Below are 13,132 nucleotides of genomic sequence, written 5' to 3'. Positions count from 1 at the left end.
TTAGTGAGTAGTGGACTCATTAAGAGCTTGTTTTTCGGCATCTTCTTCGGCGCGAAGCGTGCGACCGGCGAAGAACATATACAGCACCGCGATTACGGCAATAACGCCCATGAAGGCCATGCCAACGCTAAAGAATCCCTGCATCATTGGCGGTGCCAGAATTGACCAGTCGGCCATGCCCATCCAGGCGCTGAGGCCGGTCAGTTTGATGGCCCAGACGCAGCCGAAGATTTCGATCATCCCCATCACCAGACAAATTTTCAGTGCGGCACGCCAGCCACCGAAGTGGTTCGCGAATACGCCGATGGTGGCGTTGGAGAAGAACATCGGGATAAAACCGGGAATAATCATGATGGAAGAACCCACGCCAAACAGAATGGCGACGGCAATCAGCTGGCCGATGGTGCCCCACATAAAGCCCCAGACCACAGCGTTTGGCGCGAAGCTGTAAATCGCCGCGCAGTCGATCGCCAGAACAGCACCAGGAATTAAGCGTTGGGAAATCCCGTTAAAGGCTTCCGTCAGTTCTGCGACGAACATACGCACGCCCTGAATAATGATGAAAATGGCAACCGCAAACATCAGGCCGGTTTGCAGGATGTAAATTGTCCAGTGGGTTTTACCGGCCATTTTCTGCAACGTATCAAGACCGAACGAGCAGAGGATAATGCCGAAGAACACGGTCATCACGATGGCGGTGGAAACGATATTGTCGTGGAAAATATTCAGCCAGCCGGGCAGTTTGAGGTCTTCAACGCTGTCCTCTTTCTTACCGAGATACGGTGCGATTTTGTAAGCAATCCATGACGCAAACTGCTGCTGGTGCCCGATAGAAAAACCACTGTTTTCCGTTACGGACTGCGTCGGTTTGTACATCATATTGGAGGTGATCCCCCAGTACAGCGAAACCAAAATCGCCGTCGACCAGATGGTGGTCCACATCGGCCAGCCGATGATATAGAAGAAGACGGCGATCAGACCCGCCTGCTGGAACATGATGTGGCCCGTCAGCATGATGGTGCGGATGCCGGTAATGCGGCGGAAAACCACCATCAGGATGTTCAGTGCGAGCGCGATAAGCACCGCGTAGCCGACCCAGCTGTAGGCATCGCCCATGCGTTCGACCGTTGCCATCATTGAGGCATAGGTATCTGAAATAGCACCGTTAATTCCGTAGACTTTAGAAAGTTTCGCCACCACAGGTTTAAATGTGCCCGTCAAAATTCCGGATCCCGCCTACAGTAACATAAAACCGATGATGGTTTTGATGGTGCCTTTGATGATAACCGTCGCGCTCTTTCTGAGCAGGATGTAACCGAGCATAGTTACAAGCCCCAGCAATAACGGCGCGTTGGTCATTACCTGATTAAAAAAAACGGTAAAGAGGGTGTAGAGGAATTCCATATAACTCTCCGTCTGACCTTGTTTGATCTCTTCAGCGCAGGACTCTGCACGTAAAAGTGAGGGACAGACGAACTCTAATGCTCACATTGAATCAGATAAAGATTCACAATGATTATTTGTGAGCGGTCTCGCAAGATATCGTCATCCCTCTTTTTCACGCACAAACAGATAAACTCATATTTATTATATTTATCAAATAAATAAATAGATTATTTTATTACCTGCACTTCCTGCTTATTCAGAGAGCCTGTCTTCAGCGTGTCCGAAACCATTCAAAAATCGTCGGTTAAAATCATTGTCACGGCAAAATTTCGATGATAAATTCCTCACCATCAAATCATATTTAATCATTAAATGATTTGTTATGATTTAATCATTCAAACCAAACTCACATGAGGGAATACAATGAGCAAAGTAGAAACGATCAGTCGCGAATCCTGGATCCTCAACACTTTCCCGGAATGGGGCACCTGGCTGAATGAAGAAATCGAGCAGGAAAAAGTCGCGCCAGGCACTTTTGCGATGTGGTGGCTGGGCTGCACGGGGATCTGGCTTAAATCTGAGGGCGGCGCGAATATTTGTGTCGATTTCTGGTGTGGCGTGGGCAAGCAAAATCACAGCAGCCCGCTGATGAAAACCGGCCACCAGATGCAACGCATGGCAGGCGTGAAAAAGCTGCAACCAAACCTGCGCACCACGCCCTTCGTGCTGGATCCGTTCGCGATCAGAGAGATCGACGCCGTATTGTCCACCCACGACCACAACGATCATATTGATGTCAACGTCGCGGCAGCCGTGATGCAAAACTGCGCTTCCGATGTGCCGTTTATCGGCCCGCAAACCTGCGTGGATTTGTGGATTAGCTGGGGCGTGCCGAGAGAACGTTGTATCGTGATGACGCCGGGAAAAGTGGTGAAAATCAAAGATGTGGAAATCCACGCGCTGGATTCTTTCGACCGCACCGTTCTGATCACCCTGCCTGCGGACCAGAAAGCGGCTGGCGTTCTGCCGGACATGATGGATCAGCGTGCGGTAAATTATCTGTTCAAAACGCCGGGCGGAAACCTGTATCACAGCGGCGATTCACATTATTCCAACTACTACGCGAAACACGGCAACGAGTACAAAATTGACGTCGCACTCGGCTCCTACGGCGAGAACCCGCGCGGCGTGACCGACAAAATGACCAGCGTCGATATGCTGCGTATGGCAGAATCACTGAATACAAAAGTCGTGATCCCGTTCCACCATGATATCTGGTCGAATTTCCAGGCCGATCCGCAGGAAATCCGTGTGCTGTGGGAGATAAAAAAAGACCGTCTGAAATACGGCTTCAAGCCCTTTATCTGGCAGGTTGGCGGCAAATTCACTTATCCGAATGACAAAGACAATTTTGAATATCACTACCCGCGTGGATTCGAAGATTGCTTTACGACAGACACCGACTTGCCGTTTAAATCCTTCCTCTAAAGCATTGTGAGAAAAGGCGGGGACTATTCTCTCCGCCCTTTCAGAATCAATGTTATTCGCATTACTGCTCGTTTATAATCACGCGGTAATCATCTACTTTCGGATATCCCCGCGGAGACACTATGACAGAGCCACAACGCCACAACGCCATCCTTGATCTTTTGCAGCGTCAGGGTCAGATTTCTGTCGCTGATGTCATTGATCATTTTGATATTTCTCCGGCCACCGCGCGTCGTGATATCACTAAGCTCAACGAGTTGGGGAAATTGCGTAAAGTGCGTAACGGCGCTGAAGCCGTTAACCAGCCTCGCCAGAACTGGACTCCGCTTAATATTCACCAGACCCATAATCTCAACGAAAAAATGCGTATCGCCAAAGCTGCGGCCGAATTGTGCCAGCCGGGTGAAAGCGTGGTGATTAACTGCGGCTCGACAGCGTTTTTGCTGGGGCGCGAGATGTGCGGAAAAGACATTCAGGTGATCACTAACTATCTGCCGCTGGCCAATTACCTGATTGAGCAGGAACACGACAGCGTGGTGATCATGGGTGGTCAGTACAATAAAAGTCAGTCGATTACGCTGGCACCGCAGGATGGCGATGCGAGCCTGTACGCCGGGCACTGGATGTTTACCAGCGGCGCAGGGCTGACCACCGATGGCCTGTATAAAACCGATATGCTGACCGCGATGGCGGAACAAAAGATGCTGAATTACGTCGGAAATCTGGCGGTGCTGGTCGACAGCAGTAAAGTCGGGCAACGCGCAGGTATGCTGTTCAGCCGCACGGAACAAATCAATGTGCTCATCACCGGCAAAGAAGCCGACGGCGAAATTATCGAAAAATTACGCCTCAAAGGTGTGAAGGTGATTCTGGTTTAGCGCTTTTCCCCTGTAGTTTGTCTGGTCTTGATAAGCCAATAATTGGGTAGAATGGCGGAATCATCTTTTAAGAGGCACCTCCGATGGAACAATTTGAAGCAATCAGCGTTGAACAGGCGCATACCCGCCTGAAATCCGGCGAAGCAGTTATGGTCGATATTCGCGACCCGCAAAGTTTTGGCGCAGCACACGCGCCCGGCGCATTCCATCTGAGCAATGAAAGCATGCGCGCCTTTATGGAACAGGCCGATGCCAAAACGCCGGTTCTGGTCATGTGCTATCACGGCATCAGCAGCCGTGGTGCCGCACAATTTCTGATTTCTCAGGGTTTCGAATCGGTGTACAGCGTTGACGGCGGCTTTGAAGCCTGGTCACAAACCTTCCCGCAAGATATCGAAGCCTGATCCCCCTCCCTCCGGCGCAGACTATAGTCTTATAAACCGAGTCTTTATAACCAGGCTATCTGGTTTGCGCCGAAAATGTTCTTAAGCCGAAAAAGCTACCGTTCTCCAGTGTTGATATAATTTCCGCCTACTATCGACAGGATTTCAAGATGAAACAACTGAACAAAACACGTTCTTTGGGTATGCGTACGCTCGCCGTTCATGGTGGCCAGCAGCCGGATGCCCAGACCGGTGCCGTCGCGACACCGATTACCGCCTCTTCCGCGTTCTCCTATCCGGATTTTGACAGCGGCGCACGTCGTTTCAGCGGGGAAGAGCCGGGCTATATGTACAGCCGTTTTGCTAACCCGACGGTGACCGTTTTTGAACAAAAACTGGCCGCGCTGGAAGGCGCAGAAACCTCCGTGGCTTGCGCAAGCGGCATGGCGGCGATCAGCGCAACATTATTTGCCCTGCTGGTGCCGGGGGATGAAATCATTCATGTCGGTACGCTGTACGGCGGGACAGAAGGAGTGGTACGTAATCTTCTGCCACGTTATGGCATCACACCAGTACACGTCGCGAACGTCGGCGAACTGGAAGGCACATTCACAAAAAACACCAAAGTCGTGCTGGTTGAGACACCGGCAAACCCGGGTCTGGACATTGCCGATCTGGCAGAAATCGCGCGTTTATCCAAAGCAGCTGGCGCAATCAGCGTGGTGGATAACACCTTTGCGACGCCTTACCTGACACGTCCGCTGGCGCTGGGCATCGATATCGTTCTGCACTCGGCGACCAAATACATCAGCGGTCACGGCGATGCGACCGGCGGTGTAGTGGCCGGTTCTGCGGCATTAATTACACCAATCCGCACGCTGAGCCTGAAACAGTTCGGTGGTTGCCTGAGCCCGTTCGAAGCCAGCTTGCTGATCCGCGGGCTGAAAACTTTGCCATTGCGCGTGGAAGCCAGCTCACTGAGCGCACAGGCGGTAGCGGAATTTCTCGACAGTCACAACGCAGTGGAAACGGTATTTTATCCCGGGCTGCCGGAACATCCGGGCCATGCCATCGCAGCGCGTCAGATGAAACTGTTCGGCGGGATTATGGCAATTGAGCTGAAAGGCGGGCTGAACGCCGCACGGACTTTCCTCGATAAGCTGAACATCATCACGCAGGCGGTTTCCCTGGGAGATACCGATTCGCTGGCCTGCCATCCGGCCTCAACCACTCACAGCGCCGTCGCGCCGGAAGTCCGTCGTCAGAGCGGGATTACCGACGGGCTGGTGCGCATCAGTATCGGTATCGAAGACACCGACGACCTGATTGCCGATCTGGAACAGGCGCTGGAAGGGTTGTAAGTTCCCGATATTTGCAGCACCGTCATCCGGCGGTGTTGCAAAAGACTTCGATCCCTATCACATCACTGCAATTTTTCTGTTTCAGCTAATGATGCTGCATCCGTAATTTCCCCTTCCCGCCCCGACTGACGTTATAATCGACTTCCCCCACGCTGGCAGATAAGGTATTGCCCTAAAATGACGGCAACAAATCAAACAATTAGGGAAATCACTTAACGCTATGGTGCGCATTCTTAACCTGAACAACCCTCGCCTCGCTCAGGCTTTTGTCGATTACATGGCGACGCAGGGTTTCATGCTGACGATTAAACACGAAAGTCAGGAAGTCCAGCTCTGGCTGGAAGACGAATCGCGTCTGGAAGAGGCAGAGAAGCAGGTCGCGCTGTTTGTTCGTGACCCGCTGCACCCTCGTTATCAGGCCGCCAGCTGGCAAACCGGCAAGGCGCAGCCGGGTTTGCGGATGTCGCATACCCCCTTTATGAAAACTCTGCGCAGCCGTGCGGGCCCGCTGACGATCGGCATGATTGTGCTGTGTATCGCCGTCTATATTCTTCAGCAAATGGTCGGCTTTGAGCAGGTCATGAACTGGCTGGCTTGGCCGGACAGCTCGCGGTATTTGCAGGTCTGGCGCTGGTTTACACCTGCGCTGATGAATTTTTCCTTATTTTCATTGCTCATCAATCTGGTCTGGTGGTGGTATATGGCCAGCCAGATTGAACAGCATCTTGGCAGCGGAAAATTATTCACCGTCACGCTGATCGCGGCGCTGATCAGCGGCTGGGGCCAGTCGATGGTCAACGGTTCCTGGTTCGGCGGTTTGTCCGGCGTGGTCTACGCTCTGATGGGTTATGTCTGGCTGACCGGCGTGTTGAAACCTGAAAGCCGGTTGTACGTTCCCGGCGGATTACTGGCTATTTCGCTGATCTTCATGTTCATCGGCTATGCCACAGGCGGTGCAGCGGTGGCTAATGCCGCCCACACATTTGGCCTGGGTCTGGGTCTGGTGATGGCATTTGTTGATACGCGCTTACCGCGCAAAAAACGCAAGTAGGGGATTTGGGTGAAACAAACACAACGCCATGACGCGATTATCGAGTTAGTTCGCCAGCAGGGTTATGTCAGCACCGAAGAACTGGTCGATCATTTCGCGGTCAGCCCGCAAACCATCCGGCGCGATCTCAATGACCTGGCCGAGCAGAATAAAATCCACCGCCATCATGGCGGTGCGGCGCTGCCATCGAGTTCGGTCAATGCAGCCTATAACGACCGTAAAGTGATGTGGTCAGAAGCGAAAGCGCGTATTGCTCAACGCGTCGCGGGGCAGATCCCGGACGGTTCAACGCTGTTTATCGATATCGGCACCACGCCGGAAGCGGTAGCGTACGCACTGCTCAATCATAAAGATCTGCGGATTGTAACCAACAACCTGAACGTGGCGACGCTGTTCAGTGCCAAAGACGATTGCCGCCTGTTCCTCGCCGGGGGCGAAGTCCGCGCCCGCGATGGCGGGGTGATGGGTGAAGCGACGCTCGATTTTATCTCCCAGTTCCGTCTCGATTACGGCATTCTCGGCATCAGCGGCATTGATATGGACGGCTCATTGCTCGAATTCGACTATCACGAAGCGCGAACCAAGCGTGCGATTATCGAAAACTCCCGCTGCGTAATGCTGGTGACTGACCATTCCAAGTTTGGCCGTAACGCAATGGTTAACCTTGGTAAAATGGATTTGATTCACTATCTGTTTACCGACAAACAGCCGCCGGAGAGCGTGAAGCAAATCATCGATAAGTACGACGTACACCTCGAGCTTTGCTGATTTCCGGCTCTATCAGGGAGCGTCGCCCGGGCGCTCCTGCTTTATCTCCCTTCCCTGCTTCTGCTTAAAACGAACAATTTCGAAAAATTCCACGCGTTGTTGCGTTCGGTTTTGTCCCCTGCACACCGTTTTGCTCGTTACTGACACAAAAATGTTACCTCCATCACGCATAATTGTTTTTATTTGGTTAACTCTTGGCTTGTTTGTCGAATCTCGATTACAATCGTGAGCGAAAACGAACATAAAAGAGCTATTGCGAACATCTGGAGGAAGATGACGTGGAAACCAAAGACTTGATCGTAATTGGTGGCGGTATTAATGGTACCGGCATCGCAGTAGATGCAGCTGGCCGCGGGCTGTCTGTTCTGCTGCTTGAAGCGCAAGACTTGGCCTGCGCGACCTCTTCGGCCAGTTCTAAACTGATCCACGGTGGCCTGCGTTACCTGGAACACTACGAATTCCGTCTGGTCAGCGAAGCGCTGGCTGAACGTGAAGTGCTGTTAAAAATGGCACCGCATATTGCCTTCCCGATGCGTTTCCGTTTACCGCATCAGCCGCATTTGCGTCCGGCCTGGATGATCCGCGCCGGTCTGTTCCTGTACGACCACCTGGGTAAACGTACCAGCCTGCCCGCCAGTAAAGGCCTGAAATTCGGCAGCGAATCGGTACTGAAACCAGAACTGACCAAAGGTTTTGAATACTCAGACTGCTGGGTTGACGATGCGCGCTTAGTCGTCGTCAACGCGCAGGAAGTGGAAGAACGCGGCGGCGAAGTGCGTACCCGCACCCGCGTGACCCGCGCATGGCGTGAAGACGGTTTGTGGATGGTGGAAGCCGAAGATATCGATACCGGCAAAACCTTCACCTGGCGCGCCAAAGGGCTGGTGAATGCGACCGGTCCATGGGTCAAACATTTCTTCGACGACGGCCTGAAACTGAAGTCGCCTTACGGCATCCGTCTGATCAAAGGCAGCCATATTGTGGTGCCACGCGCGCACAATCAGCCGCAGGCGTACATTCTGCAAAACGAAGACCACCGTATTGTGTTCGTGATCCCGTGGATGGATGAGTTCTCGATCATCGGTACCACCGACGTGGAATATCACGGTGATCCGAAAGACGTGAAAATCGATGACAAAGAAGTCGGTTATCTGCTGAAAGTGTATAACGACCACTTTAAAAAGCAGCTGACCACGGAAGATATCGTCTGGACTTACTCCGGTGTACGTCCGCTGTGCGACGATGAGTCAGATTCTCCGCAGGCGGTAACCCGAGATTACACGCTGGATGTTCACGATCAGGATGGCAAAGCGCCGTTGCTTTCGGTGTTTGGCGGTAAGCTGACCACCTACCGTAAACTGGCCGAGCACGCGCTGGAAAAACTGGTGAAGTATTATCCGAAAGCCGGCCCGGCCTGGACGAAAACGGCCGTTCTGCCTGGTGGGAAGCTGAATGGTGACCGCGATACGTACAGCGCGAATCTGCGCAGTCGCTTCAAATGGTTGCCGGAATCACTGGCCCGCCGTTATGCGCGCACCTACGGCAGCCAGACGGAACTGTTCCTGAATGACGCAACCGGCATCGAATCGCTGGGCGAAGATTTCGGTCACGGTTTATATGAAGCCGAGTTGCGTTATCTGGTTGAAAAAGAGTGGGTTTCACAGCTCGATGATGCCATCTGGCGTCGTACTAAACTCGGCATGTGGCTGGATAAAGCGCAGCAACAGCGCGTCGCCGAATGGCTGGAAACGCACAAACAGCAGAAGAAACATTTATCGCTGGCGTCCTGATTTAGTTAGCTCCTCCCCCTGCGAAGGGGGAGGAGCTGAAAATCCTACCTTTATTCCCGCTCTACAATTTCACCGGTTTTATATTCCAGATCTCATCCGCGTATTCCTGAATCGTGCGGTCAGACGAGAAATAGCCCATATTGGCGATGTTGTGCAGCGTGCGCCGCGTCCACTCTTCCGGCAGTTTATACAGCTCATCGACTTTATCCTGCGTATCGACATAACTGCGGTAATCCGCCAGCACCTGATAATGATCGCCGAGATTGACCAGCGTATCGAACAGATTGGTGTAGCGCTTCGGTTCGGTCGGGCTGAAGACGCCGGTCGCGATTTGCGTCAGTACCTGATGCAGCTCGGCGTCCTGTTCAAAGTAGGTATGCGGGTTGTAGCCTTTTTGTCGCAGTTCTTCGACTTGTGGTGTGGTATTGCCGAAGATGAAGATATTTTCCTCTCCAACGTGTTCGAGCATTTCGACGTTCGCACCGTCCAGCGTGCCAATCGTCAGCGCGCCGTTTAACGCGAATTTCATGTTACTGGTTCCCGATGCTTCGGTACCCGCCAGCGAGATCTGCTCGGAAAGATCGGCCGCCGGAATGATCAGCTGCGCCAGACTGACGCTGTAGTTAGGAATAAACACGATTTTCAGTTTATTGCCGACACGCGGATCGTTGTTGATCACTGACGCGACATCGTTGATCAGCCGGATAATCTGCTTCGCCGCGTAATACGCCGACGCCGCTTTACCGGCAAAAATCACCGTGCGTGGTACCCAGTCAGCGTCCGGTTCTTCGAGAATTCGGTTGTAACGCGTGATGACGTGCAGCACGTTCATCAGCTGACGTTTGTATTCGTGGATACGTTTGATCTGCACGTCAAACAGACTTTTCGGATCCACCACAATATTCAGTTTCTGGGCGATAAAGAGCGCCAGTTTTTTCTTATTATCCAGCTTGGCCTTGCGGATCGCCTGAAGGAAACTCAGGTAATCCAGATTTTGCTTCAGCTCCGCCAGCTGGCTGAGATCAGAGCGCCAGGTCTGGCCGATAGCGTCATCGAGCACCGCAGAAAGCGGTTTGTTGGCCAGCGCCAGCCAGCGGCGTGGCGTAACCCCGTTAGTTTTATTGCAGAAACGGTCAGGATAAATGTGCGCAAAGTCCGCAAACAACGACTGCACCATCAGGTCGGAATGCAGCGCAGAAACGCCGTTCACTTTATGGCTGGCAATCACTGCCAGCCACGCCATCCGGACTTTACGGCCGTTACCTTCATCGATAATAGAAACGCGGGACAGCAGACCGTTATCGTTGGGGATCTGTTCCGCGACTTCTTTAAGGAAGTGATCATTAATCTGGAAAATAATCTCAAGATGACGCGGCAGGATCTTGCCGATCATATCCACCGGCCAGGTTTCCAGCGCTTCGCTCATCAGCGTGTGGTTGGTGTACGAAAACACCCGACACACGGTTTCCCACGCGTCTTTCCACTCGAATTTATGCTCGTCAATCAGCAACCGCATCAGCTCAGGAATCGACAGCACCGGGTGCGTGTCGTTGAGGTGAATGGCAATTTTGTCGGCCAGATTATCGTAAGTATGGTGCGTGGTGTAATGGCGGTTGAGGATGTCCTGCACGGTCGCCGACACCAGGAAATATTCCTGGCGCAGACGCAGTTCGCGCCCTGAATAGGTCGAGTCATCGGGATATAGAACCCGCGATACGTTCTCGGAATGGTTTTTATCTTCCACTGCCGCAAAGTAATCACCCTGGTTAAATTTACCCAGATTGATTTCGTTACTGGCCTGCGCACCCCACAACCGGAGCGTGTTGGTGGCGTCGGTATCGTAGCCGGGAATCACCTGATCGTAGGCGCAGGCAATAACTTCTTCGGTTTCCAGCCAGCGGGTTTTCACGCCCTCATGCTGCACGCGACCACCAAAACGCACTTTATAACGGGTGTTGTAGCGCTGGAATTCCCACGGATTACCGTATTCCAGCCAGTAATCCGGTGATTCTTTTTGCTCCCCGTTTACGATGTTTTGCGCGAACATTCCGTATTCATAACGGATGCCGTAACCGCGCCCCGGCAACGCCAGCGTAGCCAGCGAATCGAGGAAACACGCGGCAAGACGCCCCAGACCGCCGTTGCCCAAACCAGGGTCATTCTCTTCGCCGATCAGTTCTTCGAGGTCAAAACCCATTTCATCGAGCGCACTTTTGAGATCGTCATAAATACCCATCGCCAGCAGCGCGTTAGAGAGAGTCCGTCCAATCAAAAACTCCATCGACAGATAATAAACCTGCCGTACGTCCTGTGAGGTTTGCGCCCGGTTGGAGCGCAGCCAGCGTTCCACCATACGATCGCGCACCGCAAACAAGGTGGCATTCAGCCAGTCATGTTGCGTCGCAATGGACGGATCTTTGCCGATGATAAACATCAATTTATAGGCAATAGAATGTTTCAGCGCTTCGACACTGACTGTCGGCGAGTTGTAATTAAACGGTGAAGTCATAACGTTACATTCCCGATCTGGTTAGCTATGTTCAGGGTTCAGGACAACAGACGGTTGTACAGCGTGAGATACTCCTGCGCTGCCACCTTCCAGCCGAAATCAATACCCATGGCGTGTTGCTGGACGTGTCGCCAGTGCTTAGGACGGCTCCACAAAACAAAGGCCCGGCGGATCGCATTTCCCAGCGATTTCCCCGTTGCTTCTTCAAAGACAAAACCACTGGCTGTTCCGTCGGCCAGATTTTCCAGCGCACAATCCACGACCGTATCCGCCAGCCCGCCTGTCCGGCGCACCAGCGGCAACGTGCCGTATTTCAGTCCGTAAAGTTGGGTTAATCCGCACGGCTCAAACCGGCTCGGCACCATGATGACGTCGGCACCGCCGATAATGCGGTGGGAAAAGGCTTCGTGATAACCGAGCTGCACGCCGACCTGCCCCGGATTATCCGCCGCGGCGGCCAGAAACGCCTGTTGCAATACGGCATCGCCTGCGCCCAGCAGCGCAAGCTGGCCGCCACGTTCGAGTAAATCGGGCAACGCTTCCAGCACCAGATCCAGCCCTTTCTGGCTGGTCAGACGGCTGACGACGGCAAAAACCAGCCGCGAATCATCCACATCCAGACCCATCGCCCGTTGCAGATAGGCTTTATTGATGGCTTTGGAACGTAAATCGTCGGCGTCATAACGGGCAGAAAGCAGCACGTCATCGCGCGGCTGCCAGATAGCGTCATCAACGCCGTTGAGAATACCGGTCAGACGCCCCTGTATTTCGAGTTCCTGCAACAGGGATTCCATGCCGTAACCAAATTCCGGACGCGTGATTTCTTTGGCGTACGTCGGGCTGACGGTCGTCACGTGATCGGAGTAATACAGCCCGGCTTTCAGGTAAGAAATCTGGCCGTAAAACTCCAGCCCGTGCATCTGGAAGAATTCACGCGGGAGGTAAAGCTCATCGATATGATGCGCGCCAAACAGCCCCTGGAATGCCAGGTTATGTACGGTGAAAACGGTGCGCACCGGCGCGTTGCGGGCGCGGATATACGCCGACGCCAGCCCGGCGTGCCAGTCGTGAGAATGCACAATATTCGGCTGCCAGTGCGGGTCAAAACCCAGCGCCAGTTCGCACGCCATCCAGCTCAGCAAGGCAAAACGCAGATGGTTATCCGGATAAGCGAAAGATGATTGATCGTGATAAGGGCTGCCGGGTCGGTCGTACAAACCGGGCACATCAATGATGTAAATGCCCACGCCGTCAAAGTAGCCCAGTGAAAGGGTGACATGCCCGGCGAAGGTCGCCAGCGTGCCGATGACCTTCGTCTCCCCCAGCCCTTTTTTGATATCGGGGAAAGCCGGAATGAGCACGCGGACGTCAGCGCCTTCCGCAATCTGAGCGGCGGGCAATGCCCCCGCAACATCCGCAAGGCCGCCCGTTTTTAACAGCGGAAACAGCTCGGAACAAACATGTAAAACCTGCATTCGCGCTCCTGATTATCCCGGTCATCCCGGCCTTCACCGGGAT

At 53.2% G+C, this 13,132-nt stretch carries 9 protein-coding genes and 1 pseudogene; 7 read left to right on the top strand and 3 right to left on the bottom strand.

Going from position 1 to position 13,132, the window contains the following annotated elements:
* Positions 1–1,404 (bottom strand): annotated as a pseudogene (ulaA, locus tag J8X26_RS04785) (PTS ascorbate transporter subunit IIC).
* 405 nt (positions 1,405–1,809) lie between these two features.
* On the opposite strand from ulaA, the gene ulaG reads away from it, so the two are divergent.
* The 7 genes from ulaG (at position 1,810) to glpD (ending at position 9,105) form a co-directional block, all read left to right on the top strand.
* Positions 1,810–2,874, top strand: a complete 1,065-nt coding sequence (ulaG, locus tag J8X26_RS04780) for an L-ascorbate 6-phosphate lactonase (RefSeq protein WP_208950279.1) — start codon at positions 1,810–1,812, stop codon at positions 2,872–2,874.
* 122 nt (positions 2,875–2,996) lie between these two features.
* The gene (ulaR, locus tag J8X26_RS04775) at positions 2,997–3,752 is read left to right on the top strand and encodes an HTH-type transcriptional regulator UlaR (protein ID WP_104923682.1); all 756 of its coding nucleotides are present in this window, start codon (positions 2,997–2,999) and stop codon (positions 3,750–3,752) included.
* An 83-nt stretch (positions 3,753–3,835) separates the two neighbouring features.
* Positions 3,836–4,156: a thiosulfate sulfurtransferase GlpE gene (gene glpE, locus J8X26_RS04770; protein ID WP_104923683.1), complete on the top strand. Its 321-nt coding sequence runs from the start codon at positions 3,836–3,838 to the stop codon at positions 4,154–4,156.
* A gap of 149 nt (positions 4,157–4,305) precedes the next feature.
* Positions 4,306–5,496 carry a PLP-dependent aspartate aminotransferase family protein gene (locus J8X26_RS04765; protein ID WP_208950278.1) on the top strand — a complete coding sequence of 397 codons (1,191 nt, stop codon included), beginning with the start codon at positions 4,306–4,308 and terminating at the stop codon, positions 5,494–5,496.
* Positions 5,497–5,716: 220 nt separating this feature from the next.
* Entirely contained in the window at positions 5,717–6,547 is an 831-nt protein-coding gene (gene glpG, locus J8X26_RS04760) for a rhomboid family intramembrane serine protease GlpG (protein WP_208950277.1), read from the top strand.
* Positions 6,548–6,556: 9 nt separating this feature from the next.
* Complete coding sequence (locus J8X26_RS04755) at positions 6,557–7,315, top strand: DeoR/GlpR family transcriptional regulator (RefSeq protein WP_104923688.1); 759 nt, start codon at positions 6,557–6,559, stop codon at positions 7,313–7,315.
* 278 nt (positions 7,316–7,593) lie between these two features.
* Positions 7,594–9,105 (top strand): glycerol-3-phosphate dehydrogenase, encoded by a 1,512-nt coding sequence (glpD, locus tag J8X26_RS04750; protein WP_152327560.1) that lies wholly within the window; start codon positions 7,594–7,596, stop codon positions 9,103–9,105.
* Between the two features lie 61 nt (positions 9,106–9,166).
* Here the strand turns inward: glpD and glgP are convergent, their stop codons facing one another.
* Positions 9,167–11,614 carry a glycogen phosphorylase gene (glgP, locus tag J8X26_RS04745; protein WP_152327561.1) on the bottom strand — a complete coding sequence of 816 codons (2,448 nt, stop codon included), beginning with the start codon at positions 11,612–11,614 and terminating at the stop codon, positions 9,167–9,169.
* A 38-nt stretch (positions 11,615–11,652) separates the two neighbouring features.
* On the bottom strand, positions 11,653–13,089 hold the full coding sequence (gene glgA / locus J8X26_RS04740; protein ID WP_152327562.1) for a glycogen synthase GlgA: 1,437 nt from the start codon (positions 13,087–13,089) through the stop codon (positions 11,653–11,655).
* Between the last annotated feature and the right edge of the window lie 43 nt (positions 13,090–13,132).

The sequence above is a fragment of the Rahnella sp. ChDrAdgB13 genome (assembly GCF_017655185.1).
Lineage (GTDB): Bacteria > Pseudomonadota > Gammaproteobacteria > Enterobacterales > Enterobacteriaceae > Rahnella > Rahnella contaminans.
This window is presented reverse-complemented; position numbering and strand designations above follow the sequence as displayed.

Coding starts and splice junctions, on each gene's coding strand:
- glgP (WP_152327561.1), bottom strand. CDS start 11,614: ATGACTTCACCGTTTAATTACAACTCGCCGACAGTCAGTGTCGAAGCG.
- J8X26_RS04765 (WP_208950278.1), top strand. CDS start 4,306: ATGAAACAACTGAACAAAACACGTTCTTTGGGTATGCGTACGCTCGCC.
- ulaG (WP_208950279.1), top strand. CDS start 1,810: ATGAGCAAAGTAGAAACGATCAGTCGCGAATCCTGGATCCTCAACACT.
- glgA (WP_152327562.1), bottom strand. CDS start 13,089: ATGCAGGTTTTACATGTTTGTTCCGAGCTGTTTCCGCTGTTAAAAACG.
- ulaR (WP_104923682.1), top strand. CDS start 2,997: ATGACAGAGCCACAACGCCACAACGCCATCCTTGATCTTTTGCAGCGT.
- glpG (WP_208950277.1), top strand. CDS start 5,717: ATGGTGCGCATTCTTAACCTGAACAACCCTCGCCTCGCTCAGGCTTTT.
- glpE (WP_104923683.1), top strand. CDS start 3,836: ATGGAACAATTTGAAGCAATCAGCGTTGAACAGGCGCATACCCGCCTG.